Origin of the sequence: Pseudomonas sp. NPDC087626 (genome assembly GCF_044743405.1) — a bacterium.
GTDB lineage: Bacteria > Pseudomonadota > Gammaproteobacteria > Pseudomonadales > Pseudomonadaceae > Aquipseudomonas.
This window is the reverse complement of record NZ_JBIUWJ010000004.1, coordinates 206,936-233,576: the sequence shown is the minus strand read 5'-3', so window position 1 is coordinate 233,576 and position 26,641 is coordinate 206,936. Positions and strand designations below refer to the sequence as shown.

At 62.6% G+C, this 26,641-nt stretch carries 21 protein-coding genes; 18 read left to right on the top strand and 3 right to left on the bottom strand.

Annotation, left to right across the window (positions count from 1 at the left end):
- The coding region (locus ACIOVD_RS05735; RefSeq protein ID WP_401126576.1) for a retention module-containing protein at positions 1–2,514 on the bottom strand (2,514 nt) is incomplete at its 3' end.
- A gap of 356 nt (positions 2,515–2,870) precedes the next feature.
- On the opposite strand from ACIOVD_RS05735, the gene ACIOVD_RS05730 reads away from it, so the two are divergent.
- The 8 genes from ACIOVD_RS05730 to ACIOVD_RS05695 all read left to right on the top strand — a co-directional run bounded on the left by ACIOVD_RS05730 (position 2,871) and on the right by ACIOVD_RS05695 (position 13,892).
- Positions 2,871–4,223 (top strand): TolC family outer membrane protein, encoded by a 1,353-nt coding sequence (locus ACIOVD_RS05730; protein ID WP_095170822.1) that lies wholly within the window; start codon positions 2,871–2,873, stop codon positions 4,221–4,223.
- A 40-nt stretch (positions 4,224–4,263) separates the two neighbouring features.
- Positions 4,264–6,420 carry a type I secretion system permease/ATPase gene (locus tag ACIOVD_RS05725; protein ID WP_095170824.1) on the top strand — a complete coding sequence of 719 codons (2,157 nt, stop codon included), beginning with the start codon at positions 4,264–4,266 and terminating at the stop codon, positions 6,418–6,420.
- Positions 6,410–7,777, top strand: coding sequence for an HlyD family type I secretion periplasmic adaptor subunit (locus ACIOVD_RS05720; protein ID WP_095170826.1), 1,368 nt, complete (start codon positions 6,410–6,412; stop codon positions 7,775–7,777). Before ACIOVD_RS05725 ends, ACIOVD_RS05720 begins: the two co-directional genes overlap by 11 nt.
- Positions 7,778–8,026: 249 nt before the next feature.
- A complete protein-coding gene (locus tag ACIOVD_RS05715) occupies positions 8,027–8,677 on the top strand; it encodes a TonB family protein (protein WP_095170828.1) in 651 nt (216 codons plus the stop codon).
- Positions 8,678–8,732: 55 nt separating this feature from the next.
- Positions 8,733–9,656 (top strand): LysR family transcriptional regulator, encoded by a 924-nt coding sequence (locus ACIOVD_RS05710; RefSeq protein WP_401126574.1) that lies wholly within the window; start codon positions 8,733–8,735, stop codon positions 9,654–9,656.
- A gap of 129 nt (positions 9,657–9,785) precedes the next feature.
- A complete protein-coding gene (locus ACIOVD_RS05705; RefSeq protein WP_159993042.1) occupies positions 9,786–11,324 on the top strand; it encodes an MFS transporter in 1,539 nt (512 codons plus the stop codon).
- 25 nt (positions 11,325–11,349) lie between these two features.
- Positions 11,350–12,420: an HlyD family secretion protein gene (locus tag ACIOVD_RS05700; protein WP_320333370.1), complete on the top strand. Its 1,071-nt coding sequence runs from the start codon at positions 11,350–11,352 to the stop codon at positions 12,418–12,420.
- Positions 12,417–13,892 carry an efflux transporter outer membrane subunit gene (locus ACIOVD_RS05695; RefSeq protein ID WP_401126572.1) on the top strand — a complete coding sequence of 492 codons (1,476 nt, stop codon included), beginning with the start codon at positions 12,417–12,419 and terminating at the stop codon, positions 13,890–13,892. Before ACIOVD_RS05700 ends, ACIOVD_RS05695 begins: the two co-directional genes overlap by 4 nt.
- Positions 13,893–13,909: 17 nt before the next feature.
- Here ACIOVD_RS05695 and ACIOVD_RS05690 read toward each other — a convergent pair whose 3' ends face one another.
- On the bottom strand, positions 13,910–14,668 hold the full coding sequence (locus tag ACIOVD_RS05690; RefSeq protein WP_159993048.1) for a slipin family protein: 759 nt from the start codon (positions 14,666–14,668) through the stop codon (positions 13,910–13,912).
- Between the two features lie 2 nt (positions 14,669–14,670).
- Positions 14,671–15,243 carry an NfeD family protein gene (locus tag ACIOVD_RS05685; protein ID WP_401126570.1) on the bottom strand — a complete coding sequence of 191 codons (573 nt, stop codon included), beginning with the start codon at positions 15,241–15,243 and terminating at the stop codon, positions 14,671–14,673.
- A gap of 180 nt (positions 15,244–15,423) precedes the next feature.
- On the opposite strand from ACIOVD_RS05685, the gene ACIOVD_RS05680 reads away from it, so the two are divergent.
- The 10 genes from ACIOVD_RS05680 (at position 15,424) to pgaA (ending at position 26,634) form a co-directional block, all read left to right on the top strand.
- Positions 15,424–15,885, top strand: coding sequence for an aminoacyl-tRNA deacylase (locus ACIOVD_RS05680; RefSeq protein ID WP_095170840.1), 462 nt, complete (start codon positions 15,424–15,426; stop codon positions 15,883–15,885).
- Between the two features lie 23 nt (positions 15,886–15,908).
- Positions 15,909–16,154: a DUF2789 domain-containing protein gene (locus ACIOVD_RS05675; protein ID WP_095170842.1), complete on the top strand. Its 246-nt coding sequence runs from the start codon at positions 15,909–15,911 to the stop codon at positions 16,152–16,154.
- Positions 16,155–16,456: 302 nt separating this feature from the next.
- Positions 16,457–16,885, top strand: a complete 429-nt coding sequence (locus ACIOVD_RS05670; RefSeq protein WP_095170843.1) for a MarR family winged helix-turn-helix transcriptional regulator — start codon at positions 16,457–16,459, stop codon at positions 16,883–16,885.
- Positions 16,882–18,963, top strand: coding sequence for an FUSC family protein (locus ACIOVD_RS05665; protein WP_401126567.1), 2,082 nt, complete (start codon positions 16,882–16,884; stop codon positions 18,961–18,963). The genes ACIOVD_RS05670 and ACIOVD_RS05665 overlap by 4 nt, the downstream gene beginning before the upstream one ends.
- Positions 18,960–19,169, top strand: coding sequence for a DUF1656 domain-containing protein (locus ACIOVD_RS05660; RefSeq protein WP_095170847.1), 210 nt, complete (start codon positions 18,960–18,962; stop codon positions 19,167–19,169). The genes ACIOVD_RS05665 and ACIOVD_RS05660 overlap by 4 nt, the downstream gene beginning before the upstream one ends.
- Positions 19,166–20,056, top strand: coding sequence for an HlyD family secretion protein (locus tag ACIOVD_RS05655; RefSeq protein ID WP_095170849.1), 891 nt, complete (start codon positions 19,166–19,168; stop codon positions 20,054–20,056). The genes ACIOVD_RS05660 and ACIOVD_RS05655 overlap by 4 nt, the downstream gene beginning before the upstream one ends.
- Positions 20,053–21,501 carry an efflux transporter outer membrane subunit gene (locus ACIOVD_RS05650; protein ID WP_401126564.1) on the top strand — a complete coding sequence of 483 codons (1,449 nt, stop codon included), beginning with the start codon at positions 20,053–20,055 and terminating at the stop codon, positions 21,499–21,501. Before ACIOVD_RS05655 ends, ACIOVD_RS05650 begins: the two co-directional genes overlap by 4 nt.
- 83 nt (positions 21,502–21,584) lie before the next feature.
- A complete protein-coding gene (locus ACIOVD_RS05645; RefSeq protein ID WP_159993054.1) occupies positions 21,585–22,220 on the top strand; it encodes an NADH:ubiquinone oxidoreductase subunit N in 636 nt (211 codons plus the stop codon).
- A 198-nt stretch (positions 22,221–22,418) separates the two neighbouring features.
- Complete coding sequence (locus ACIOVD_RS05640; RefSeq protein ID WP_401126562.1) at positions 22,419–23,930, top strand: YdgA family protein; 1,512 nt, start codon at positions 22,419–22,421, stop codon at positions 23,928–23,930.
- Positions 23,931–24,165: 235 nt separating this feature from the next.
- Positions 24,166–26,634 (top strand): poly-beta-1,6 N-acetyl-D-glucosamine export porin PgaA, encoded by a 2,469-nt coding sequence (gene pgaA, locus ACIOVD_RS05635; protein ID WP_401126560.1) that lies wholly within the window; start codon positions 24,166–24,168, stop codon positions 26,632–26,634.
- Positions 26,635–26,641 lie beyond the last annotated feature (7 nt).

Here is a 26,641-nt window from a genome sequence, read left to right as displayed (position 1 = left end):
GTTGACATACACGTCGTTCGCTGGGGTATCGACCACTACAGAACCGCTGGTTTTACCCGCCTCGATGACGATGACCGAGCCATTGCTCAAGGTCACGGTCATCGGCGTGCCCGCCGGGTTGCTCAGGGTTGCAATGTAAGTGATCTGACCGCCTTCGGTAATACCGCCGGTGGCGGTGAGGGTCAGGCCGGTGGCATCTGGCGAATCGGTAATGGTGGTGACAGCTGGTGTGGTGTCCGGCACCAGGTTCTCGAAGTTACCGCCAGTGGTAGCCGTGATCGTCGTGCTAACGGTGCTGCCGTTGACATACACGTCGTTCGCTGGGGTATCGACCACTACAGAACCGCTGGTTTTACCCGCCTCGATGACGATGACCGAGCCATTGCTCAAGGTCACAGTCATCGGCGTGCCCGCCGGGTTGGTCAGGGTTGCAATGTAAGTGATCTGACCGCCTTCGGTAATACCGCCGGTGGCGGTGAGGGTCAGGCCAGTGGCATCAGGCGAGTCGCTGATGGTGGTAACGGCCGGAGTAGTGTCCGGCACCAGATTCTCAAAGTTACCGCCAGTGGTGCCGGTAATCGTCGCGCTTACGGTGCTGCCGTTGACATACACATCGTTCGCCGGAGTATCGACCACCACATTACCGCTGGTTTTACCCGCCTCGATAACGATGACCGAGCCATTGCTCAAGGTCACAGTCATCGGCGTACCCGCCGGATTGGTCAGGGTCGCGGTGTAAGTGATCTGACCGCCTTCGGTGATACCGCCAGTGGCGGTCAAGGCCAGACCGGTAGTGTCAGGCGAATCGGTAATGGTGGTAACGGCTGGAGTGGTGTCTGGCACCAGGTTTTCGAAGTTGCCGCCGGTAGTGCCGGTAATGGTGGTACTGACAGTACTGCCATTGTTGTAGACGTCATTGGCCGGAGTATCGACCACCACGGTACCGCTGGTTTTACCCGCCTCGATGACGATGACCGAGCCATTGCTCAAGGTCACAGTCATCGGCGTACCCGCCGGATTGGTCAGGGTCGCGGTGTAAGTGATCTGCCCGCCTTCGGTAATACCGCCAGTGGCGGTCAAGGTCAGGCCGGTGGCATCTGGCGAATCGCTGATGGTGGTAACGGCTGGAGTGGTGTCCGGCACCAGGTTTTCGAAGTTGCCGCCGGTAGTACCGGTAATGGTGGTACTGACAGTACTGCCATTATTGTAGACGTCATTGGCCGGAGTCTCGACCACCACATTACCGCTGGTTTTACCCGCTTCGATGACGATGACCGAGCCATTGCTCAAGGTCACAGTCATCGGCGTACCCGCCGGATTGGTCAGGGTCGCGGTGTAGGTGATCTGGCCGCCTTCGGTGATACCGCTAGTGGCGGTCAAGGTCAGGCCGGTAGTGTCAGGCGAATCGGTAATGGTGGTGACAGCCGGAGTAGGGCTTGGCACCAGGTTTTCGAAGTTGCCGCCGGTAGCGCCAGTAATGGTGGTAGTGACAGTACTGCCATTGTTGTAGACGTCATTGACCGGAGTATCGACCACCACGGTGCCGGTGGATTTACCGGCTTCGATGGTGATGACCGAGCCGTTGCTCAAGGTCACGGTCACCGGCGTCTGTGCCGGGTTGGTCAAGGTGGCGGTGTAGGTGATCTGGCCGCCTTCAGTGATCGTCGGCTCCGCGGTCAGTGTGACCGTGGTGGTGTCGATGGTGTCGGTGATCTGGGTGACGGCAGGTGTCGGGTCGACGGTCAGTACCAGGCCGCCGCCACCGGTGGTGCCGGTTACGGTGACGGTAATTTGCGACGGGTCGGTGTAGACGCTGTCGTTCGGGGCCAGGGGAACGTTGACGCTGCCAGTGACCTGGCCGGCAGGGATGACAATGATCGCGCCATTGGACAGGGTGATGGTCAGGTCGCTCAGCGGCGCCTGGGTCACGTTCGCGGTGTAGACCAGTACGCCGCCCGCTTCGGTGATGGTCGGCGTGGCGCTCAGGCTCAGGGTCGAGCCGCGCAGCAGGTTGTCGTTACTGCGGTTGTCCTGGCCGCCGGTGGTGTCTTCCACGGCGGTGAAGGCGGAATTGATGCCCGCTGTCGGGAAACCAATGGTCGGGTCAACCCGGCCAGCGGTGGCGTCCAGCATCACAAAACTGTGACCACCTCCGGCGGCGCCCCCGGTACCTGCGGCGCTTTGGCCGGCTGCGGTGGCTTCCAGTTCGGTGGTCGGGTCGGCGCCCGCGACGATGGCTTGCTGCAGTTCTTCTACCGACGGTGCGGCCTGCGCGGTGGCTTGTGCCAAGTCGGTACTGGAGTCCGGAGCACTACCGCTCCATTGGCTGTCGCGGCCCAGGTCCAGCATGCGACCGTCAGCCAGTTCCAGGGTCACGGCGCCCGCCGGGCCGGTGTCCAGTTGGTCACCTACGAACAGCCGATCGCCTTCAATCAAAATACGGCGGATGCCCTCTGGGGACACCGCAAAAACTTGACCGACAATGCTTTTGACGATGGCAACAACACTGCTCATTAAGGACTCTCCGGTGTTCCGTTCAGTAGGCTTCCATAGACCTGAAAGGGCATTTTGCCGATTCAGCCTGGACGTACATAAAAATAATAGACGTACAAATGACGCGCTTTTCCGTCAATAATTTGGCAATAACTTTTCGCGATTAACTTAATGCCAAACTATTGACCTTCTGCAGGGCATCCTAAACAATTGCCCCGGTAATGTCACATTGATATTTACGCGGCGACCTGTCCTGCAGCGTGTGATCCAGTTCCTGTTTCGAGCTATCTGACATACGGCCATTTCGGTTGCCATTTTCCGCCGCAGCAGCTCCTTTTTGCTGTGATTTGAGACATGAAGTCCTGGGAAATCCTTTTATGCTTTCGCACCTGTTCAAGGCTCTACCGTTTGCCCTCGCCGCCAGTTTTGTAAACGCTCAAACCCTGCCTCAAGCCATGCAACAGGCACTGGACGTCCACCCGGAAATCCAGGCCGGCGTGAACAATCGCCTGGCTGCTGATTATCAACTCAGAGCAGCAGAAGGGGGGTACCTGCCCAAGGTCGATTTGCTCGGCGGATATGGTCGCGAAGGTACCGACAGCCCGAGCACCCGCGCGGGTACTGGCAGGAACGATTGGGAAACCTTGAGCCGTGGCGAGTCGAGTCTGCGCCTGCAACAAATGGTTTTTGACGGTTTTGCGACATCCAGCGAAGTCGGGCGTCAACAAGCCACCGTCAATTCTCGCGCCTATTCCTTGCTGGGGACCTCCGAGCGCACCGCGTTGACCGTGGCTCAGGTTTACCTCGATGTGCTGACCCGTCGCGAGTTCGTGCAACTGGCCGAAGACAACCTGCGCAATCACGAACGCATCTTCGATCAGATCAGGCTGCGCACCGAGCGCGGCGTAGGCCGTACCGCCGACCGTGACCAGGCAGAGGCGCGCCTGGCCCAGGCACGCAACAACCTGATCACCGAGCAGACCAACCTGGCCGATGCCCAGACCAATTACTTGAGCGCCGTGGGCCAACTGCCGGATCAACTGGAGCGTCCTGCGCCGTTCATGGCCATGCTGCCGGCCAACCTTAATGAGGCGCGCCAGCAGATGCTGGACAACAGCCCTATCCTGCGTTCCGCAGAATCGGACATCGTTGCCGCCGAGAAGCAGTACGACACCGCCAAGTCGGCGTTCTACCCGCGTTTTGATGCCGAGCTGGGCCGCACCGCCGACAACGACCTGGATGGCATGAACGGTCATAGCAATGAATGGCAGGCGATGTTGCGCATGCGCTTCAACTTGTATGCCGGCGGCAGCAACAAGGCTGACCTGGAATCCAAGGCCTATCAGTCCAACCAGGCGCTGGATATCCGCAACAATGCCCTGCGGGTGCTGAACGAGGAACTGGGCCTGGCCTGGAACGCCTTGAACAACGCCAACGCCCAGGTGCCGATCGCCCAGAAGTATGTCGACTACAGCACCAGCGTGCGCAGCGCCTACCAGCAGCAGTTCAGTCTTGGCGAGCGGACCCTGCTCGACTTGCTCGACAGTGAAAACGAATTGTTCAGCGCTTCCCGCCGCCTGGCGGAAATCAAGAACATTCAGTTATTTACTCAGTATCGAATCAAGGCGACCATGGGCGAGTTGCTCAAAAGCCAGGGAGTGGTCGCACCGATGGCCTCCGTCGTGCAGAACGACGTGAAGCCAAAAGTCCAGCTACCTGGCATGAATTGAGCTTTATTTAATGTTCAATTGATAGCCAAGAGTACCGAGCGTGGAATCAGAAGCCAGTCGAGTTCATCTCAGTCATGATCCACGCGCGATGCACGATGATCCGTTGCTCGACGGATTATTGGCGCTATGCGCCCTGCACCAGAAACCCGCCAGCGCAGCAATGCTAACCACCGGGTTGCCATTGCCCAAGCAGCGCCTGAGTATCGATCTGCTGCCCCGTGCAGCGGCGCGTGCCGGCCTGCAAGGGCGGGTGCTGCAACGCAAGCTGGACAAGATCCCCGCCATTGCCATGCCGGCGCTGTTGCTGCTCAAGGACGATCGCAGTGCGGTCCTCCTGGGCTGGCAGGGCGACGACCAGGCACGCTTGCTGCTCAGCGAAAGCGACGGTGGCGAAGTCCTGGTCAGCCGCGAGATGCTCGCGGACGATTACACCGGGCAGGCATTCTTCGCCCAGCCCCAGCATAAATTCGATGTGAACCATGGCACCCTGATCCCGCGTGCGCGTTCCTGGTTCCGCGACACCCTCAAGCGTTCGCGCTGGCTGTACGCCGACGCCATCGCCGCCAGTTTCCTGATCAACATCATCGCCATGGCCGCGCCGCTGTTCGTGATGAACGTCTACGACCGCGTGGTGCCCAACCAGGCCGAAGCGACCCTGTGGGTGCTGGTGGTTGGTATTACCGGCGCCTATATGTTCGACCTGATCCTCAAGAGTTTGCGCAGCCTGTGCCTGGACCTGGCTGGCAAGAAAACCGACCTGATCATCTCCGCCACACTGTTCGAGCGGATCGTCGGCATGTCGATGAAATACCGACCCGCCCGGGTCGGCAGCTTTGCGCAGAACATCCATGAGTTCCAGAGCCTGCGCGACTTCCTCGCCTCGTTGACACTCACCAGCCTGATCGACCTGCCCTTCACCCTCCTGATTTTCCTGGTGATCGCCCTGCTGGGTGGGCATCTGGTGTGGATTCCGATGCTGGCCTTCCCGATCGCCCTGTTGATCGGCTATGTCTTGCAGAAGCCGTTGCAGGCGACCATGGAACGCACCATGGCCCTGGGCGCAGAGCGCCAGTCGAGCCTGATCGAAACCCTCGCCGGCCTGGACGCAGTCAAGGTCAACAACGCCGAGAGCGAGCGCCAGTATCAGTGGGAGCAGACCATCGGCACCCTCAGCCGGCTAGAACTGCGGGTAAAAATGCTCTCCGGGTTGTCGATCAACATCACCTTGCTGATCCAGCAACTGGCCGGGGTGATCATGATCGCCTTCGGTGTGTACCAGATCATCGCCGGCAACCTGAGCATGGGCGGCCTGATCGCGTGCTACATGCTCAGTGGCCGGGCACTTAGCCCGCTGGCCTCGCTGTCCGGCCTGCTGACCCGCTATCAACAGGCGAAGGTCACCATGGGTTCGGTCGACCACATGATGGAGCTGCCCCAAGAGCGCAACTTCGAAGAGCGCCCGCTGAGCCGCCGGGTGGTGCAAGGCGCTATCGAATGCCGCCAGTTGAACTTCACCTACCCGGGGCAACAGAACCCGGCGTTGAAAAACATCAACCTGGTGATCAAGCCGGGCGAGAAGATCGGCATCATCGGCCGCAGCGGCTCGGGCAAAAGCTCCCTGGCCAAGCTGCTGGTCGGCCTGTACCAGCCGGATGACGGTGCCTTGCTGGTCGACGGTGTGGACATCCGCCAGATCGACGTCAGCGAGCTGCGCCACAACATTGGCTACGTGCCGCAGGACATCCAGCTGCTGGCCGGGACCCTGCGCGATAACCTGGTCTCCGGTGCCCGCTACGTGGAAGACGAAATGGTCCTGCAGGCTGCCGAGCTGGCGGGCGTGCACGAATTTGCCCGCCTGCACCCCCAGGGTTACGAGCTGCAAGTCGGCGAGCGTGGGCAAAACCTTTCCGGCGGCCAGCGGCAGAACGTGGCCATGGCCCGTGCGCTGCTGCTCAATCCGCCGATCATGCTGCTCGACGAACCGACCAGCGCCATGGACAACACCGGTGAAGAACGCTTGAAACAACGCCTGCAAGCCGTTATCGAGAACAAGACCGTGTTGCTGGTCACGCACCGGGCCTCACTGTTGTCACTGGTCGACCGGTTGCTGGTCATCGATCGTGGGCAAATTCTCGCCGATGGTCCAAAAGCCGTGGTCATGGAAGCGTTGAAGAAGGGGCAGATCAGTGTTGCTTAAGTCCGGTATGCGCGACTCGATCCGTCGTTATTTCAAAGGCTCCGACTCACTCGATGGGCAACCGCTGCCAGAGGTCAAGAAGGCGCTGATCGAAGACGCCCCGCGTGTGGTGCGATTGACCATCTGGGGCATCATCGGCTTCTTCGTGTTCATGCTGGTCTGGGCCAATTTTGCGGTGATCGATGAGGTCACCCGTGGCGACGGCAAGGCGATTCCCTCGTCCAAGCTGCAGAAAATCCAGAACCTCGAGGGCGGGATCGTTGCCGAATTGTTCGTTCGCGAAGGGCAGATCGTCGAGGCCGGCGCGCCACTGATTCGCCTGGATGACACGCGGTTTGTGTCCAACGTCGGCGAAACCGAAGCCGACCGCCTGTCCATGCTGCTGCGTGTGGAGCGCTTGAGCGCCGAGGTCGATGACCGCCCGCTGGCCTTCCCGGATGACGTGATGAAAGCCGTGCCAGTGCAGGCCGCCAGCGAAGAATCCTTGTACATCAGCCGTCGCCAGCAACTGCACGATGAAATTGGCGGGTTGCAGGAACAACTGATCCAGCGTCAGCAAGAGCTGCGCGAATTCAGCTCCAAACAAGCGCAGTACCGCCAGGCCCTGGGCTTGCAGCGCCAGGAAATCAACATGTCCGAGCCGCTGGTGGCGCAGGGCGCGGTGTCTCCGGTGGAAGTGTTGCGACTCAAGCGGGCGGAAGTCGAAACCCGCGGCCAACTGGATGCCACCACCCTGGCGATCCCCCGTGCCGAGTCGGCGATCAAGGAAGTACAACGCAAGATCGATGAAACCCGCGGTAAATTCCGCAGTGAGGCGCTCACCCAGCTCAACGAAGCACGCACCGACCTGAACAAGGCCCAGGCAACCGGCAAGGCGTTGGAAGACCGTGTCAGCCGCACCCTGGTGACCTCGCCGGTGCGGGGTATCGTCAAGCAACTGCTGGTCAACACCATCGGTGGGGTGATTCAGCCCGGCAGCGACATGGTGGAAATCGTCCCACTGGACGACACCCTGCTGGTGGAGGCGAAGATTCGCCCGCAAGACATCGCGTTCCTGCATCCGGGCCAGGAAGCCATCGTCAAGTTCACTGCCTATGACTACACCATCTACGGTGGCCTCAAGGCCAAGCTGGAGCAGATCGGTGCCGACACCATCACTGACGAAGACAAGAAAAACACCTACTACATGATCACCCTGCGCACCGATCGCAGCCACCTGGGCACCGATGAAAAGCCCTTGCTGATCATCCCCGGCATGGTGGCCTCGGTGGACATCATCACCGGCAAGAAATCCATCCTCAGCTACCTGCTCAAGCCGATCATCAAGGCCCGGGCGGAGGCGTTGCACGAGCGTTGATCGCCAGGCTTGCGCTTGACCTGTAGGAGCGAGCGCCCGCTTGCGGCTTGCTCGCGATGGGCGTCAACGATGACGCGTTAAGCCTGGTGCACCACGCCGTCCTTGTGTCCATCGCGAGCAAGCTCGCTCCTACAATGATTTTCGATCGCCCACCCCATCACCGTGGATGAAGATGAGAACGGTTGTCCTTTGTCGGGGAGGTGCGCGACAATCGTCGCCCCTGTTTCGGCGCCTCTAAAAGGACTTTCCATGCGTCTACTTCTGCTCGGTGCAGCCCTGCTGTGCTCGTTCAACGCGCTGGCGGCATTCCCTCCGTCTACAGACACGGCCTATATGCCCAAACCCTGGTATCCGGCGGAGCTGGTCGATGTGGTGGGGGATGCGCGGATCAGCCTGAACATTCATAACGATGGTTCCGTCACCGACGTTAAAGTCCTCAGTGCCACCCATGAAGCGTTTGCTGTGGCGGCGAAAGCGGCGGCCGAGCATTGGCGGTTCGAGCCCTGGGAGGTCACGGCGGACGCGCCAGCGGTGATCGACGCGCAGAACACCATGATCTTCTCGCCCGCGTCTGCGCCGAATCAGTTCCTCAATGCGCAGGAAGTCGTGCACAACATGCTGTTCCAGCCGTGCAGCGCGCTGAACGAGGAGTTGGCGCTGTTTCGCAAGAGCTACCCCAAGCAGCCCTTGAGCAGCGCGCCGACGTTCGCCAAGACCAGCGCGGCGCTGCTGCTCCCGGTCTTCGCCAGCCAGCCCGATTCGCAAAAGGGCATGACGCTCAATCACCAGTTGATCGATGCCTTGCCCGACATCGTTCGTCGCTGTGAGGCGCAGCCGGCAAGGATGTACAGCAGTGTGCTGCCCAAAGAGCTGCAAAAGGTCTTTGGCATACCCGGGTAGCAAAGGCTGCTAGCATTGCGTCTGAGTCAATTCTGATCAGCCATGAGTGCTTAGCATGCAGCTACCGGACATGAACCTGTTGGTCGCCCTCGATGCCTTGCTCGACGAAGGCAGCGTGGTGGGAGCCGCGCGACGGATGAACCTGAGCCCGGCGGCCATGAGCCGGACCCTGACCCGGGTTCGCGAAGCGCTCGGCGACCCGATCCTGGTGCGTGCGGGGCGTGGCCTGGTGCCGACACCCAAGGCCCTGGAGTTGCGGGCCCAGGTGCGGGACCTGGTCGAGCAGGCGGCACTGCTGTTCCGCTCGGCCGATGAGGTGGACCTCAGCACCCTGCGTCGGCGGTTCAGCGTGCGCGCCAACGACTTTTTCGTCGGGGTCTACGGTGGGCGTTTGATCGATACGCTGAATCGCCAGGCACCCCACTGCGAGTTGCGCTTTGTGCCTGAAGGCGATGGCGACGATGAGGCGCTGCGCGAGGGGCGGATCGACCTGATGATCAGCAACACCCGCCCGCGCACCCCGGAAGTGAAAGCGCAGAACCTGTTCACCACGCACTTTGTCGGGCTGGTGCGCGAAGGTCATCCGCTGCTGGAGGGTGAGATCAGCGCCGAGCGCTACGCCAGTTTTTCCCACATCAGCATGTCTCGGCGCGGTATCGCCCGCGGGCCGATCGATACCGCGCTCAATGCCCTGGGGCTGGAGCGGCGGGTGGCCTTGATCGCACCGAGCTTCCACGCGGCGATGTTCGTGCTGCCCGATTCCGACCTGATCCTGCCGGTACCCAAGGAAGCGTTGCTCAGTGTCGCCCGCCTGGGCTTGCGCCTGCGCTCGTTTACCCTGCCGATCGCGCTGCCGACGCTGATGCTGACCCAGGCCTGGCACCCGCGCTACGACAAGGACCCGGCCCATCGCTGGTTGCGCGAAATGGTCAAGACCAGTTGCGCAGAGACCTGGCAGGCAGCCCAGCCGCCCGGGTAGGAGTGTGTGATAGGGGTCATGGCATTGCTGCGTCCGACGCACTTATAAGCTGTCAATAAGTCAGTTTTCGTCAGCTGTCGGTCTTTCTAAACTGCTCCGGTATTTCTGATATCTGGAGCTGTTCCTGCCATGACTTCCCTCGCTGTCCCTGCCCCGATCGAGGCGGCCAGCACCCCCAAGGTGGTGGCGCCGCCGACGTTCGGGCCGCGCATCATCATCGGCCTGGTTGGCGTGTTGCTGGCCGTGCTGGTCTCGGGCCTGAATGAAATGGTGACCAAGGTCGCCCTGGCCGATATCCGCGGAGCCATGGCGATCGGTTACGACGAGGGCACCTGGCTCGTCGCCTGCTACGCCGCGACCTCCGTGGCCGCGATGGCGTTCGCCCCCTGGTGCTCGGTGACCTTTTCCCTGCGTCGTTTCACCTTGTGTGCAATTGGCCTGTTCACCCTGTTGGGGTTACTGATCCCGTTCGCGCCCACCTATGAAAGCCTGCTGCTGCTACGCACCGTGCAAGGCCTGGCCGGTGGCGCGTTGCCGCCGATGTTGATGACCGTCGCCCTGCGGTTCCTGCCGGCCAACATCAAACTCTACGGCCTGGCCGGTTATGCCCTGACGGCCACCTTCGGCCCTGGCCTGGGCACGCCGTTGGCGGGCCTGTGGACTGAGTATGTGAGTTGGCACTGGACCTTCTGGCAGATCATCGTGCCGAGCCTGCTGGCGATGGCGGCGGTGGCCTACGGTTTGCCGCAGGACCCGCTGCGCCTGGAGCGCTTCAGGCAGTTCAACTGGCGTGGCCTGCTGCTGGGGTTTCCGGCCATCTGCATGCTGGTGATCGGCATCCTGCAAGGCAATCGCCTGGACTGGTTCGAGTCGAGCTTGATCTGCTGGCTGTTGGGTGCGGGCGTGGTGTTGCTGGTGCTGTTCCTGTTCAACGAATGGTCGCAGCCGGTGCCGTTTTTCAAGTTGCAGATGCTCGGCATCCGCAACCTGAGCTTTTCCTTGCTGACCCTGGCCGGGGTGTTGGTGGTGCTGCTGGCGGTGATCATCATCCCCTCCAGTTACCTGGCGCAGGTCCAGGGTTACCGGCCGATCCAGACCGCCCCGGTGATGCTGTTGATGGCCGCCCCGCAACTGATCGCGCTGCCCTTGGTCGCGGCGCTGTGCAACCAGCGCTGGGTCGACTGTCGCTGGGTACTGGGCATCGGCCTAGGCATGCTGGCGCTGTCCTGCATCGGTGGTTCGCAGCTGACCTCGGTGTGGATCCGCGACGATTTCTACCTGCTGCAATTGCTGCAGATCTTCGGCCAGCCGATGTCGGTGCTGCCGTTGCTGATGCTCGCGACCGGCAGTATCAGCCCGATGGAAGGCCCCTTCGCCTCGGCCTGGTTCAACACCGTCAAAGGCCTCTCGGCGGTGCTCGCCACCGGCTTGCTGGAAACCCTGACCACGGTGCGCCTGCATTTTCACTCGACGATGCTGGTGGACCGCCTTGGCAACTCACCCCTGGTCGGTGGCGATAGCGCCAGCCTGGCGCGGCGCCTGCACCAGCAAGCCGTGGTGCTGACTTCTGCGGACTTGTACCTGTGCATGGCCGGGATCGCGCTGGCGCTGATCCTGCTGATTTTCTGGCTGCCGACGCGGATGTATCCGCCGCGCGCACCCACTTGAATGTTGACTGAAACAGAAGGTTTTTATGACGATCTCTAGCAAGCAAAAACTCACCGGCGCCACCACCGCGGTGTTGGCGGTGGGCGTATTGGTCTACCTGCTGGCCCCCGGGGTATTCGGCAAGAAGCCGCAGCAGAGCACCAATGACGCGTTTGTCAGTGCCGACTTCACCCTGGTGGCGCCACGCGTGGCCGGATTCATCAAGGAGGTGCTGGTCGAAGACAACCAGCGGGTCCAGGCCGGGCAATTGCTCGCGCTGATCGATGACCGCGACTTTCGCGCCGCCGCCCAAGCCGCCGATGCCGATACGCTGGTGGCCAGGGCGCAACTGCAAAACGCCCGGGCGACCCTTGAGCGCCAGGCGTCAGTGATCGCCCAGGCCCAGGCCACGGTGGTGGCCGCCAAGGCGGAGCAGGCCTTCGCCGAGCATGAACTGAATCGCTACAACCACTTGGCGGGTGTCGGCGCCGGCACCGTGCAGAACGCCCAGCAGGCGCGCACCCGGATCGACCAGGCGGGCGCTCGGTTGGCCAATGCCACGGCGGTGCTGGCGGCGGAACGCAAGCAAGTGGAGATCCTCACGGCCCAGCGCGACGCCGCCGAAGGCGGGCTCAAGCGGGCGCAGGCGGACCTGGAAATGGCCAGCTTCCAGTTGTCCTATACGCGCATCGTCGCCCCCGTGGACGGCATGGTCGGCGAGCGCGCAGTGCGGGTTGGCGCTTACGTCACCCCGGGCAGCAAGATCCTCGCCGTGGTGCCGCTGGCGCAGGCCTATGTGCTGGGCAACTTCCAGGAAACCCAACTGACCGATGTAGAGCCGGGGCAGGACGTCGTGGTGCACGTCGACAGCCTGGGCGGCGAAGCCCTGACCGGGCGGGTCGAGAGCATTGCGCCGGCGACCGGGGTGACCTTTGCCGCCGTCAAGCCGGACAACGCCACCGGTAACTTCACCAAGGTGGTGCAGCGTATTCCGGTGAAAATCATCCTCGACCCGGGCCAGCCTTTGGCCCAGCGGTTGCGTGTCGGCATGTCGGTGGAAGCCAGCATTGACACCACAAGCTCGCAGAGCAGCGTGCGCGAGGTGACGCAGCGATGAGCCATGGCATTCCCCACAAACTCCTGTTGCTCGCCCTGGGCCTGCTGTCATTGAGCGCCTGCACCCTGGGTCCGGACTTTGTCCGGCCGCAGGCACCCCAGGTCGAGCAGTGGTCGAAAGCGCAAAAGGCGGCGGCCAGCGAGGCGGTGAGCACGCAAATGGATGAGCGCTGGTGGGAGGTGTTTGCTGACCCGCAACTGTCCGCCCTCAGCCGTCGCGCGTTGACCGACAACCTTGACCTGCAACTGGCCAGCAGTCGCCTGCAACAAAGCCTGGCGGTGCGCCAGGTGGTCACGGCCGAGCAGTACCCCAGCACCGCTGCCACGGGCGGTTACGCCCGTAAACGCAACAGCGGCGAAGGGCTGAACGACCCGTCCGGGCACAATGGCAACTCAGCGTTCAGTTTGTGGGAGGCGGGTTTCTCCGCCTCCTGGGAGCTGGACTTCTGGGGCCGCGTGCGGCGCCAGACCGAAGCCGCCGACGCCACCCTGGAAGTGGCGCAAAACGATCGCCGTGGCGTGCTGCTCTCGGTGTTGGCGCAAATTGCCCAGGACTACATCCAGTTGCGTGGCGTGCAGAGCACCCGTGCGGTCACCGAGCAAAACCTCGAGGTCGCCCGGCATAGCTTGAAGTTGTCGCAACTGCGCCTGGCCGACGGCGTGGCCACTGACCTGGACGTCGCTGAAGCGGCTGCCCAGGTGGCCGCCATCGAAGCGCGCCTGCCGGCGTTGCAGCAGCGCCAGGCGCAACTGATCAACGCCTTGAGCCTGTTGCTGGGCGAGCGGCCGCAAGCCCTACAGGCCGAGTTGGCGCAAGACGGCCCGGTGCCGCAGACCCCGCGTCAGGTGGCGATCGGCTTGCCCTCGCAACTCGCCGAGCGTCGCCCCGATATCCGCCAGGCCGAGGCCCGCCTGCACGCTGCCACGGCCAGCATCGGCGTGGCCAAGGGCGATTTTTACCCTCGTATCACCCTGTCCGGCAACTTCGGCTCCCAGGCCATGCAATTGAGCGATTTCGGCTCCTGGGGCTCACGCCAGTTTGGCATCGGGCCGCAATTCAGCGTGCCGCTGTTCGATGGCGGTCGCCTGCGCGGCATGCTTGAGTTGCGCGAGGCACAACAGCAGGAAGCGGCGCTGGCCTACCAGCAAACCGTGTTGCGCGCCTGGCATGAAATCGACGACCAGTTGACCCGCTACAACGCCAGCCAACTGCGCCGCGACAGCCTCGCCGAAGCGGTACGGCAAAACCAGATCGCCCTGCGCACCGCCCAACAGCAGTACGTCGAAGGGGTGGTGGACTTCGTCAACGTCTTGACCGTGCAGGGCGAGCTGCTGGCGACCCAGGAACAACTGGTGGACAGCGCGACCAGCGTGTCACTGGCCATGGTCGGGCTGTACAAGGCGCTGGGCGGCGGCTGGCAGTCGGTGTATCCGCTGGCGCAGGTCGAGGCTGCCGGCCAGGGGCATGGCTGAGCCAAAGCCGGTTGCCCTCAGCCCCTGGAGGACAAGTCCGCCATGCCCTTGAGCAACTCGATCGGTAGCGGGAAGACAATGGTCGAACTCTTGTCCCCGGCAATCGAACTCAGGGTCTGCATGTAGCGCAATTGCATGGCGCCCGGCTGCCGGCCGAGCATTTCGGCGGCCTGCATGAGTTTTTCCGAGGCTTGCAGTTCACCTTCGGCGTGGATCACCTTGGCCCGGCGTTCCCGCTCGGCTTCGGCCTGCTTGGCGATGGCGCGGATCATCGATTCGTTGAGGTCGACGTGCTTGATCTCGACATTGGCCACTTTGATGCCCCAGGCATCGGTTTGCGCGTCCAGCACCTGCTGGATGTCGACGTTCAGGCGCTCGCGCTCGGCCAGCAACTCGTCCAGTTCATGTTTGCCGAGCACCGCGCGCAGGGTGGTCTGGGCCAGTTGGCTGGTGGCCATGAGGAAGTCTTCGACTTGAATGATGGCTTTCTGTGGGTCGAGTACACGAAAGTACAGGACCGCGTTGACCTTCACCGAGACGTTGTCACGGGTGATCACATCTTGCGCGGGCACATCGAGCACCACGGTGCGCAGGTCCACGCGGACCATCTGCTGGACTACCGGAATCAGCAGGATCAGCCCCGGCCCCTTGACTTGCCAGAAGCGTCCGAGCTGGAACACGACCCCGCGTTCGTACTCACGCAGGATACGAAAAGTCGACCCCGCCAATGCAATCAGCAGCACCAGCAGCGCGGCAAAACCCAGTTGCAGGCCCATGGTCATTCTCCCTGCGGCGCCGCGTCAGTCGCGGCCACTTCCAGCATCAGCCCCTTGCGCGCCACCACCTGGACCCATTGCCCCGGTTGCAGCGGCGTCGTACTGCGCACCTGCCAGCGCTCGCCCTGCAGATGGACCCAGCCGTGGTAGACGCTGCCGGGCTGCAGGGCCAGCACCTGGGTGATGCTGCCAAATAGTTCGGTATCGCCGCTGACCGTGTGCCGCGGACGGGTTTTCAGGGCGTGGATCAGCAAGGCCAGCAACAGCAGGGCGCTGATCAGTGCCAGGCCGATGATCAGTGGCGTCGGCACGTCGTTGTTGGCCAACATCACCGCGCCGACCACGAACATCAGGATGCCGCCCAGGCCGATCACGCCGTAATTGGGCAGCAACGCTTCGGCCACCAGAAAGGCGATCCCGAACATCATCAGCCAGACGGCGAACGGGTTGGTCACCAGCAGCATGACCGTGTCCGCCGCGAACACTGAAGCGCTCACACCCGACGACACCACAACCGCACACCAGCTACCGATGTTCACTTGACCCTCCGGGAGAGTCGTCCGTCTGCGAGCCATACGCAGGCCCTGTCTACAGTCTAGTTGAGCCTGGGGTTGAACGAAATTTGATCAGTGCAGGTCGACTGCTCCAGTGGGCAGATTTTCCTTCGCCGCTGAACAGCCGGCCTAGACTTTGAAGTGACAACAGAAGGTTTAACCATGGTCCGCCAGCCTGGGCTGCGGACACCGAGGTGCATCATGCGTATGGCAAGAACCGTACAGCGCAGCCTGGAAGAGGCGCACTGTGAATTTGACGTGGTGGCTCACCCACATTCGGCCAGCAGCCTGGAAACCGCCCGCGTCTCGGGTATTCCGGCCGAGCGCGTGGCCAAGTCAGTGATCCTCGACGACCATCACGGGCACTATTTGATGGCGGTATTGCCGGCCAGCCGGCACCTGGACCTGAGCAAAGTGCGCGGCAGTGGCGAATGGCAGGTCACCCGCGAAAGCACCCTGGCCCACCTGTTCAATGACTGTGAACGCGGCGCTGTGCCGGCCCTGGGCGAATCCTATGGCCTGGACATGGTCATCGACCCCTTGTTGACTCGTCAGAAAGAGATCTACGTTGAAGCCGGCAACCACAACAACCTGCTGCACATGAGCATGGTGCAGTACCTGAAAATGGTGCCCCATGCACAAATCTGCGAACTGAGCCATTAACCCCCTTCACCAGGAGAGTCCCCATGGAAGCACCGACCCACAGCCTGCCCAACCTGTTCAAGCAACTTGGCCTGGAGCATGACGCCGAGAGCATCGATAAATTCATCGCCACCCATTCGCCGCTCAAACCGGAACTGCACCTGGCCGACGCGTTTTTCTGGACTAAAAGCCAGGCGCAGTTCCTGCGCGAAGAAATCCGCGAGGACGCCGACTGGGCAGAAGTGGTCGACCAGTTGAACGTGCTGTTGCGCAAAGGCCGCGGGGTATAACCCCCGTAGCAGCTGCCGAGATCCGCGAGGCTGCGTTCGACTGCGAAGCAGTCCCAGAAGTCGACTAGAGTTTATCTACTCATGAACCGAGCGAGGACGTTGTCCTCGGGCGCAGCCTCGCGGAGCTCGGCAGCTGCTACAGGCGAATGCGAGGGTGAAGGTGAACGCGGACGAGTGAATTGGCTGCCGATCAGCAAATTGTTTCAAAACTTGACTGGATTTCCCTTCCAGTGCGATATTGATAGTTAGCAAACTAACAGTGTGCGAATTCTCCTGTGCCCCAGACCCTCGACGCCCTTCAAATGAACATCAGCAGTGCCATGGTGGTGGCCGCGCGGCATTGGCGCAAAATCTGCCAGACCACGCTGGTCAACTTTGGTATCTCCGAAGCCTGTGCTGTCCCGTTATTGATGATCGGGCGCCTGGGTGAGGGTGTGCGCCAGGTGACCGTGGCCCAGGCCGCGGGGATGGAGAGTCCTTCGCTGGTGCGCCTGCTCGACCAGTTATGCCATGCCGGGTATGTCTGCCGCACCGAAGATACCCACGACCGGCGCGCCAAATGCCTGAGCCTGACCGACTCCGGTCGCGAGCTGGTGCAAGCGGTGGAGGTGGAATTGGTGCGCCTGCGCCGCGAGGTGCTTGAAGGGATCGATGCGGCGGACCTGGAAGCGGCGCTGCGGGTGATTCGCGCGTTCGAGACCGCCGAGCAGGCAGCGGTGAGCCCATCTTGAGCGGATTTTTTTCTGGGATGCCGCCGGCTCGCGACTGGTTCTACGGGGTACGGACTTTCTCGGCGTCGATGATTGCGCTGTACATCGCCATGCTCATGCAGATGCCACGGCCGTACTGGGCGATGGCCACGGTCTACATCGTTTCCAGCCCGTTCGTCGGGCCTACCAGTTCCAAGGCCCTGTACCGCGCCATCGGCACCTTTACCGGTGCGGCGGCGGCCTTGCTGTTCGTGCCGATGTTCGTGCAGAGCCCCTATGTGCTGGTGGTGGTGATTGCGTTGTGGACCGGCACCCTGTTGTTCCTCTCCATGCACCTGCGCACCGCCAACAGCTACGCGCTGATGCTTGCCGGTTACACCTTGCCGCTGATCGCCCTGCCGGTGGTGGATAACCCGTTGGCGGTGTGGGATGTGGCAGAGGCGCGCACTGAGGAGATCTTTCTCGGGATTGTCTGCGCGGCGGTGGTGGGCAGTCTGTTCTGGCCCCGGCGCCTGGCCCCGGTGTTCGATGACGCGGTGAGCAAGTGGTTCGGTAGCGCCGTGACCTATAGCCAGCGCTTCCTCAGTCGTGAGGTCGAGCCTGGGGAAATCAGCGCGCTGCAGGCTTCGATGGTTGCCACCTTCAACTCCCTGGAGCTGATGATCGGCCAACTGCCCCACGAAGGTGCCCGGCCGCAAACCGTGCGCAACATCAAGGAACTGCGCGGGCGGATGATCCACCTGCTGCCGGTGATCGATGCCCTGGACGATGCGCTCTACGCCTTGCAGCGACGTACCCCGGAGTTGGTCGACAAGTTTGCGCCGATCCTCAGTTCATCCCTGCAATGGCTCGAGTACAGCGATGCCTCGGTCGCGCGCTGGGAGGCCCTGCGCGCGCAACTCCAGGCCCTGCAACCCAGCGCGCAAGCCCTGGATGATCGCAAGCAACTGCTGTTTTCCAACGCGCTGTACCGCCTGGGCGAGTGGATCGACCTGTGGCAGGACCTGCGCAGCCTGCAATACGCGATTCACACCGATAACCAGGACAACTGGCGGGCGGTGTACCGGCACTGGCGTCTCGGGCGCCTGACGCCCTTTCTCGACCGGGGATTGATGCTGTACTCGGCGACCTCCACCGTGCTGGCGATCATTGTCGCCTCGCTGCTGTGGATTGCGCTGGGCTGGCCCGACGGCGGCAGCGCGGTGATCCTGGCGGCGGTGGCGTGCAGTTTCTTTGCGGCGATGGACGACCCGGCGCCACAGATCTACCGGTTCTTCTTCTGGACCGCATTGTCAGTGGTATTCGCCAGCCTCTACCTGTTCCTGATCCTGCCCAACCTGCATGACTTCCCGATGCTGGTGCTGGCGTTCGCCGTGCCCTACATCGTCGTCGGTACCCTGACGGTGCAGCCGGCGTTTTACCTGGGCATGCTGCTGACCATCGTCAACACCTCGTCGTTCATCAGCCTGCAAGGCGTCTACGACGCGGACTTCCTGAGCTTCGTCAACTCCAACCTGGCCGGTCCCATCGGCTTGTTGTTTGCATTTGTCTGGACCCTGGTGGCGCGGCCATTCGGTTCGGAGTTGGCGGCCAAGCGCCTGACCCGCTTCAGTTGGCACGACATCGTCGGCATGACGGAACCGGCCAACCTGGCCGAAAGCCGCAAACTGGGGGTGCAAATGCTTGACCGCTTGATGCAGCACCTGCCACGCCTGGCCATGACGGGCCAGGACACCGGCATCGCCCTGCGCGAAGTGCGGGTCGGGCTCAACCTGCTGGACATCCTGGCCTACGCGCCACGGGTGCTGGGGGTGCCCAATGAGCTGTTGCGCCAGGTGGTGGCCGAGGTCGGCGAATACTTCAAGGCGTGCCTGAAGGCCGGCGAACGCCTGCCGGCCCCGGCCTCGTTACAGATGACCATGGACCGCGCCCGGCGTGCGCTCAATGGCCAGGGCCTGCAAGGCGACGATGACACCCGCCTGAACCTGTTGCATGCCCTCAGTGGCCTGCGCCTGGCGCTGTTGCCGGGCGTGGAATTCCTCGGCACGGGCGAGCTGGAAGAACCGCTACCCCATGGCATTGATGGAGCGCCTCTATGATCGGTGACCTGGACGTCAGCGGGGTGTTCCTGCCCACCCTGCTGGTGCTGATGGGCATTACCTATGTGTTGTACCTGCTGGTGCACGGGGTGCTGACGCGCTTGCACTTTTATCGCCTGGTCTGGCACCGGGCGTTGTTCAACGTGGGTCTGTACGCCTTGCTGCTCGGCGCCGTGGACTCAATCAGTCGATACCTGATGACATGAAAAAACCTTTTTTGACCCTTGGCCGTGTGGTGTTGACCCTGCTGATCGTGACGCTGGCCGTGTTCGTGGTGTGGCGCATGGTGGCGTACTACATGTTCGCCCCGTGGACCCGTGACGGACACATTCGCGCCGACATCGTGCAGATCGCCCCGGACGTTTCCGGGTTGATCCAGCAAGTGGAGGTGCGCGACAACCAGCCAGTCAAGCGTGGCCAGGTGTTGTTCGCCATTGACCCGGACCGCTTCAAGCTGGCGCTGCGCCAGGCCAAGGCGGCTGTTGCCGACCGTCAGGAAACCCTGGCCCAGGCCCAGCGCGAAGCCAAGCGCAACCGCGGCCTGGGCAACCTGGTGCCGGGTGAACAACTGGAAGAAAGCCAGTCGCGCGTGGCCCGTGCCGAGGTGGCGCTGATGGAAGCCCAGGTCGCGGTGGACAGCGCCCAGCTCAACCTCGACCGCTCGGTGATCCGCAGCCCTGTCGACGGCTACGTCAACGACCGCGCGCCTCGGGTGCAGGAGTTCGTGACTGCCGGGCGCCCGGTGTTGTCGGTGGTCGACAGCAACTCGTTCCACATCGACGGTTATTTTGAAGAGACCAAGCTGGGTGGCATTCATGTTGGCCAGCGCGTCGATATCCGGGTGATCGGTGACAACGCGCGCCTGCGTGGGCACGTCGAAAGCATCGTCGCCGGGATCGAAGACCGCGACCGCAGCAGCGGCGCCAACCTGCTGCCCAACGTCAACCCGGCGTTCAGTTGGGTGCGGCTGGCCCAGCGCATTCCCGTGCGCATTGCCTTTGACGAGGTGCCGCAGGACTTCCGCATGATCGCCGGGCGCACTGCCACTGTGTCGATCATTGCCGACCAGCCCGCCCAGGAGCCAGCCCAATGAAGACCGCTGGCGGATTAGTCACGGTGGGCTTGGGCCTGCTGCTGTCGGCCTGCCAGGTGGTCGGCCCGGATTACCAGGTGCCCAAGGACGCGGCGGTGCAGCGTGCGGACTTGCAGGGCGATCTGCCAATCGACGCGCACAACGTGGTCTCGGCACCAGTGCCGGCGGATTGGTGGCGCCTGTACCAGGACCCGCGCCTGGATCAATTGGTGCAACAGGCCATGGCCTCCAACACCGATTTGCGGGTGGCGGCGGCCAACCTGTCTCGCGCTCGCACGCAAGTCGAGCAGGCCGAATCGGCCGGTGGCTGGAGTGGTGGGGTCAAGCTTGGCGCCCAACGCTTGCAGGAATCCGGGGAAGCTTTCTTGCTGCCGGAAAAAGTCCCGGTGGCCAACGTCGGCGACGTGGCCTTGACCACGTCCTATCAGTTCGATCTGTTCGGCACCTTGCAGCGCGGTATCGAAGCGGCCAAGGCCAATGCCGATGCCACCCAGGCGGCGGCCGATACCGCACGCATCACCGTGGTCGCCGATGTGGTGCGTGCCTACACCCAGGTGTGCGCGGCCAACGAAGAGCGCGAGATCGCCGAGCATTCTCTCGACCTGCAACGGCAGAGCACCCAGTTGATCCAGCGCCTGCGCGATGCCGGGCGCGGCGACGAAACCCAGGTCACTCGTTCGTTGACCCAATTCAAGTCCCTGCGCGCGGAAATGCCGCGCTATGAAGCGGCGCGCCAGGCCGGGTTGTTCCGCCTGTCGATGCTGTTGGCCAAGCCGGTCGACCAGTTACCGGCCGGCACTGCCAGTTGCCACGAACTGCCCAGGATCGCCCAACTGTTGCCGGTGGGCGACGGTGCCACGCTGCTCAAACGGCGGCCGGACGTGCGCCAGGCCGAGCGCCGGCTGGCGGCGGCGACTGCGGAAATTGGCGTGGCCACCGGTCAGTTGTACCCGGACATCAGCATCGGGGCGACTGTGGGCACCGTCGGCATCCTCGATCACCTGGGCGAGTCCCAGACCAATCGCTGGGGCTTCGGCCCGTTGCTGACCTGGAGCGTGCCGACCAACGGCGCCCGCGCGCGGGTGCATGAGGCCGAGGCGGTGAGCCAGGGCGCACTGGCACACTTCGACGGGGTGGTGCTCAACGCCATTCGCGAAACCCAGACCGGCCTCACTCAATACGCTGCGCTGTTGCAGCGCCGCGATGCGCTGGCCGACGCCGAGCAGTCGGCGCAAGTGGCGGCAGACCAGACGCACCGCTTCTTCCAGGCCGGTCGGGCATCGTTCCTCGCCGACCTGCAGGCCACCCGCACCTACACCGACGTACGGGCGCAAGTGTCCATGGCCAACACCCAGGTTGCCATGAGCCAGATCGATCTGTTCCTGGCCCTGGGCGGCGGCTGGGAAAGCGGACGAACGCAAGCGGCAAAACCAACGAAACCCTGAGGCCGTTGCTATGCTTTGAGATGTCGGATCCGCGCGGGCGAATCCGCCAATCAAGGCTCGCACAGGTCATGGGGATTCCAATAATGAAAAACCCTTATGCTCCCGGCTTCTGGTGCGCGATCGCCGCACTGGTGCTGCTGTCTGCTACCTATTTTTATGGCGTCATGCTGGCTCACCAGCTCGACAAGGCCCTACTCTTTCTCGACAGTGCCAGCGCGATGATCGGCGTACTGTCGATCGCGGTGGTCGCCTGGGCCTCGCTGCAAGGCCAGCGGATCAAGAAAAAACAACTCGAACAAGGCAAGACCCTGGTGCAGATCTGGGACACCAAGGTGGCGCTGCGCCGGGTCGAAACGGTGTTCGACCGGTATTTCTGGGGCAGCTACTGGCAGCCGGGTCGCACCTTCCAGGAAGTCATGGGCGAACTGACCGGCACCCCGCTGGAAAAAAGCCTCGAAGCGCTCAAGGTGCAATGCCGGGCCCTCGACCAGCAAGTGACCGGCGAAGGCTGGCACTGGCTGAACAACGCCCGGGAACTCGCTGACGTCGCCACCGCCATGGCCCGCGAACGCTACCAGCTGGATGTCTGCGACCCACGCTTCGATTCACCGGACGGCACGGTGATCAATCGTGACTTCGAGGTGCTGGTGTACACCTGGACCGCGCGCCTGAAAAGCTTTGATCATCAGCTCGACGAGATGGAAACGGAGTATTCCTGAGGCACAAGCCGCTCCTGCAACGGTTGGGGTGTGGCCGCGACTGGTCGTGGTCACTGGACACTCTTTAACCCTTATTCATTGGGTTGCCATAGACCGCTAATGCTAATCTGCTGCGCAATTTGAACGAAGTCGCGCCACGGCCTGTCATGGGTTCAGGGAAGACGACCCTTTCAACAACGGACAATGAACAGGTATTTCATGAATAAATCAGCAGGTGTGCTTCTTGGAATCGTAGTGGCCATTGGTGCAATCAGTGCCGGCGGCGCGTGGTACACCGGCACCAAGCTGGAAGGGGTGTTGCAGACGTCCATCGCCGACGCCAACCAGCAGTTGCAAGCGGCCATGGTCGGCTCCAACGGCACCGCGACCCTGGAATTGGTGTCGCTGGATCGCCAGCTGTTCAGCAGCACCGCCCGTTACCGCCTCAAGGGCCAGGGTGAGATGTTTGGCGAACACGCCGATGGCGTAGAGCTGCTGTTCACCGACCATATCGAACACGGCCCGCTGCCGTTCTCGCGGCTGGTATCGCTGAAATGGCTGCCGGTCATGGCCACCAGTCACTACTCCCTGGAAAAAACCCCGCTGACCGCCAAATGGTTCGCCGCCACCAAGGACGTGTCGCCGCTCAAGGGTGTGATCAACCTTGGCTATGACCGCGCCACCAACGGCACCCTTGAGTTGTTGCCTGTCGACACCGTGCTCGACGACCAGTCGACGCTGAAGTTTTCCGGGCTCAACCTTGAGGTCTCGGCCAGCGCCGAGGCGCAGAAGGTCAAGGCCAACGGTTACATGGACAGCCTGACGCTGACCAGCGTCGCCGAGGACCAGTCGCCGGTCAAAGTCGAACTCAACGGCCTGACCCTGGCCAGCAACCTGACTAAAAGCAGCTTCGGCTATTACCTGGGCGATAACACCGTCGAGGTCAGCAGCAGCAAAACCACGTTCGGTGACAAACAGGCGGTGCTGCACCTGAAGAAACTGGAAATGAAGACCGCCACCAGCGAATCGGGGAGCAACGCGGCGGGCCGTGCCGATTACAAGATTGCCGAAATCACCCTCAACGACAAAGCGCTCGGCTCGGCCAAAATGGCCTGGAGCATGAAGAATCTCGACATCCCGTCGACGCTGTCGCTGGTGCAGATCTATCAATCCAAACTGCAGCCGTACGAGGAGGCCGCCGCCGCAGCCGCTGCAGCAGGGCAACCCGTGCCGGAGTTGCAACTGAGCGAAGCCGAGGAGGCCCAGGCCAAGGCTGACCTGGAAAAACTGCTGGCCGCCCAGCCGCAAATCGCCCTGGAGAACCTCTCGTTCACCACCGCCAACGGTGAAAGCAAGGCCAGCCTGGTGCTCGACCTGACCAAGCCGAAGTCGATGGACCAGCCGACCGATCAAATGGTGCGCGAGCTGATTGCCCTGCTGGACTTCAACCTGCAGGTCTCCAAGCCGATGATCACTGACCTTGTGAGTGTGCAGGCCCTGGTCGAAGGCCAGACAGACGCCAAGGCCATTGCCGAAGAAGCCCTGGCCACCAGTGATATGTTCAGCAGCATGGCGGTCGGCACCCAACTGGCGACGCTGGAAGGCAACAACGTCGTGTCCAAGCTGCACTACGCCAACAACCAGGTGGAGTTCAACGGCCAGAAAATGACCGTCGAGGAGTTTGTCGCTTTCGTCATGAGCAAGCTCGGGACCCCGGGCGAAGTCCAGTAAGCCACTGGCACCACCGCCTCACCCAAACGCCCGGCCTGTGCTTACGCACGGTCGGGCGTTTTGTTTTGTAGGACGATTCTGAAGAAATATGCGGATTCGTCTTTTGCCTACCCTCGCCATGGAAGACTGCATCGCAGGATAGCTTGGCCGTGTCATCAGGCACTGGCCGCCTGATGGTGTTGCCATCAGGGGGAAAACCCATCGCTCCAGCTTTCCTCGTACAGGAAACCTGCGAATGTTGCGTACCCTCCATCCCCACCTGCGCCCGATTGTTCGCGTAGCGCTGTGCAGCCAGTTGCTCTGGCCGACCCTGGCGGTTGCCGACACGGCATACGATGACCTGGTGCGCCAGGCCCGTGCGGGCAACTACGGGCCGGTATTGAGCGTGCTGCGCCAGGTTCCCGGCAATCAGTTATCCACAGGCCAGCTCAGCGATCATCTGCAGATCGCCGGTTGGGCGGGCCTCGACAGCGAAGTCGTCAAGGTTTATGAAACCCAGGCCCGCCAGCGGCAACTGCCCCTCCAGGCGCTGACCGCCACCGCGCGTGCCTACCGCAATCTACAGCGCTGGGATGAGGCCGCCGCGCTGTATCGCAGGGCGCTGGAGCGCGACCCCGATAACGCCGACGTGCAGCTGGGGCTGGCGCTGGTTCAGGCCGATGCCGGTCAACCGGGTGACGCGGTCAACCGCGCCAAAGCATTGGTGGCCGCCAAGCCCGGGGATCCGCATCGCCGGTTGGCACTGGCCTATGCCCTTACCCGCGCAGGGGCGACCTACGACGCCTTGTTCGAGTACGACCAGGCATTCGTTCGTGCCGGGAGCACGCCTGAAGTCGCCCGCGAATATGTGTTCGCCCTGCAGCGTGCGCGTTTACCGGAACCGGCGCTACGCCTGGCGCGTCAGCGCCCGGGGTTGATCGAGCCGACACTGTTGCGGCGTATCGAGGGCGATGTGGCGGCCGAGCGGGTGCGCCTGGCGGAGCTGGCCACGCGCAGCGAGAAGGAGCGCTACGTTATTGCCGACCGTGCCCTGGCCGACTACGACCAGCTCATCCGAACCTGGAGCGCCGACGCCCAGGCACACGATGACGTGCGGCGCTGGCGTATCGACCGCTTGGGTGCGCTCAAGGCGCGTGCGCGTACCGCCGAGGTTATCCATGACTACCAACAACTGATTGGCGAAGGTGTACCCATTCCCACCTATGCGCTGCGCTGGGTGGCCGCCTCCTATCTGGATCAGCGTCAACCGGAAGTGGCCGTCGATATGTACGGCCAGGTTCTGGCGGCACCCGATGCCGACCAGGGTGATCGCCTGGAAGACAGCACGGCGCTGTACTACGCCCTGTTGGAAAACGATCAACCGGAACAAGCGCGCGAGCTCGCCGACAGCCTGGCCCAGAGCCAGAGTCCACGCGTCGAGCTCAAGGGCTTGCCGGTGGGCAACCCCAATGATGAGTGGATGGATGCGCAGCAACTGGCGGCCCAGGCCGGCACCTATGGGGCGGATTTGCCCGGGGCCGAGCAGCGCCTGGCGGCCTTGGTCGAACAGGGTCCGGGGAATATCGGCTTGCGCCTGGCCCAGGCAGACCTGTACCGCGCCCGTGACTGGCCGCGTCGTGCGGAATCCCAGCTCAAGGAAACCGAAAGCATGGCGCCACGCGACGTTGGCCTGGAAGTCGGGCAGGGCTATACCGCACTGGACTTGCAGGAGTGGCGGCAACTGGATGCGTTGACCGACGACGTGGTGGCGCGCTACCCGGACAACCGCCAGGTCCAGCGTCTGCAGCGTCTGCGTGAAGTTCATGACATGGCTGAACTGCGGGTCTCGGCCTATGGCGGCAAGAGTTACGGCGGCGCGGACAGCGGTGCCGGCGCGGTCAACGGCAGCCGCGACCTGGGCATTGAAACAGTGCTCTATAGCCCACCGATCGATGAGGACTGGCGACTGTTCGGTGGTGCCGGCTACGCCACCGGCGACTTCCAGGAAGGCACCGGTCACCATCGCTGGCAGCGCGTGGGTGTGGAGCGGCGGACGCGCGACATGACCCTGGAAGCGGAAATCTCCAATCACTCGTACGGCTATGGCAACAAGACCGGTGCACGCCTGGCGGCGGCTCGTGACATCGACGATCACTGGCAGTACGGCGCTAGCCTCGACTACCTGTCGGCCAATACGCCGCTACGGGCCCTGAACAGTGACATCACGGCCAATGGCGGCAGTGCTTTCCTGCGCTGGCGTGGCAATGAAAGTCGTGAGTGGCAGCTGGCGCTCAGCCCGTCGCGCTTCAGTGATGGCAATCGCCGGTTAGAGGCGTTGTTGACGGGGCGCGAGGGCGTGTACAGCACGCCAGGCCTGCAAGTCGATGCGGGTCTGGAAGTGGGCAGCAGCCACAACTCGAAGAACGCCGATGTGCCGTATTTCAATCCGAAGTCCGACCTCAGCGTGCTGCCGACGCTAAGCGCCAATCACGTGCTCTATCACCGTTACGAAACCGCCTGGAGCCAGCAGTTCCAGGCCGGTGCCGGTACCTACAGCCAGCGTGATTACGGCACGGGGGCCATCGGTCTGCTCAGTTACGGCCAGCGCGTCAGCTGGAACGACGTATTCGAGGCGGGTGCCGCGTTGAGCTGGCTCAACCGGCCCTATGACGGCGATCGCGAGAGCGATCTGCGCCTGATCATCGACCTCACCTACCGCTTCTAGAAGAGTT

What these genes read in the sequence shown, in the direction of transcription:
- pgaA (WP_401126560.1), top strand. Translation starts at nt 24,166, where the DNA reads ATGTTGCGTACCCTCCATCCCCACCTGCGCCCGATTGTTCGCGTAGCG.
- ACIOVD_RS05640 (WP_401126562.1), top strand. Translation starts at nt 22,419, where the DNA reads ATGAATAAATCAGCAGGTGTGCTTCTTGGAATCGTAGTGGCCATTGGT.
- ACIOVD_RS05685 (WP_401126570.1), bottom strand. Translation starts at nt 15,243, where the DNA reads ATGGCTCGCAGACGGACGACTCTCCCGGAGGGTCAAGTGAACATCGGT.
- ACIOVD_RS05680 (WP_095170840.1), top strand. Translation starts at nt 15,424, where the DNA reads ATGCGTATGGCAAGAACCGTACAGCGCAGCCTGGAAGAGGCGCACTGT.
- ACIOVD_RS05675 (WP_095170842.1), top strand. Translation starts at nt 15,909, where the DNA reads ATGGAAGCACCGACCCACAGCCTGCCCAACCTGTTCAAGCAACTTGGC.
- ACIOVD_RS05670 (WP_095170843.1), top strand. Translation starts at nt 16,457, where the DNA reads ATGAACATCAGCAGTGCCATGGTGGTGGCCGCGCGGCATTGGCGCAAA.
- ACIOVD_RS05705 (WP_159993042.1), top strand. Translation starts at nt 9,786, where the DNA reads ATGACTTCCCTCGCTGTCCCTGCCCCGATCGAGGCGGCCAGCACCCCC.
- ACIOVD_RS05715 (WP_095170828.1), top strand. Translation starts at nt 8,027, where the DNA reads ATGCGTCTACTTCTGCTCGGTGCAGCCCTGCTGTGCTCGTTCAACGCG.
- ACIOVD_RS05645 (WP_159993054.1), top strand. Translation starts at nt 21,585, where the DNA reads ATGAAAAACCCTTATGCTCCCGGCTTCTGGTGCGCGATCGCCGCACTG.
- ACIOVD_RS05690 (WP_159993048.1), bottom strand. Translation starts at nt 14,668, where the DNA reads ATGGGCCTGCAACTGGGTTTTGCCGCGCTGCTGGTGCTGCTGATTGCA.
- ACIOVD_RS05650 (WP_401126564.1), top strand. Translation starts at nt 20,053, where the DNA reads ATGAAGACCGCTGGCGGATTAGTCACGGTGGGCTTGGGCCTGCTGCTG.
- ACIOVD_RS05655 (WP_095170849.1), top strand. Translation starts at nt 19,166, where the DNA reads ATGAAAAAACCTTTTTTGACCCTTGGCCGTGTGGTGTTGACCCTGCTG.
- ACIOVD_RS05730 (WP_095170822.1), top strand. Translation starts at nt 2,871, where the DNA reads ATGCTTTCGCACCTGTTCAAGGCTCTACCGTTTGCCCTCGCCGCCAGT.
- ACIOVD_RS05710 (WP_401126574.1), top strand. Translation starts at nt 8,733, where the DNA reads ATGCAGCTACCGGACATGAACCTGTTGGTCGCCCTCGATGCCTTGCTC.
- ACIOVD_RS05660 (WP_095170847.1), top strand. Translation starts at nt 18,960, where the DNA reads ATGATCGGTGACCTGGACGTCAGCGGGGTGTTCCTGCCCACCCTGCTG.
- ACIOVD_RS05695 (WP_401126572.1), top strand. Translation starts at nt 12,417, where the DNA reads ATGAGCCATGGCATTCCCCACAAACTCCTGTTGCTCGCCCTGGGCCTG.
- ACIOVD_RS05700 (WP_320333370.1), top strand. Translation starts at nt 11,350, where the DNA reads ATGACGATCTCTAGCAAGCAAAAACTCACCGGCGCCACCACCGCGGTG.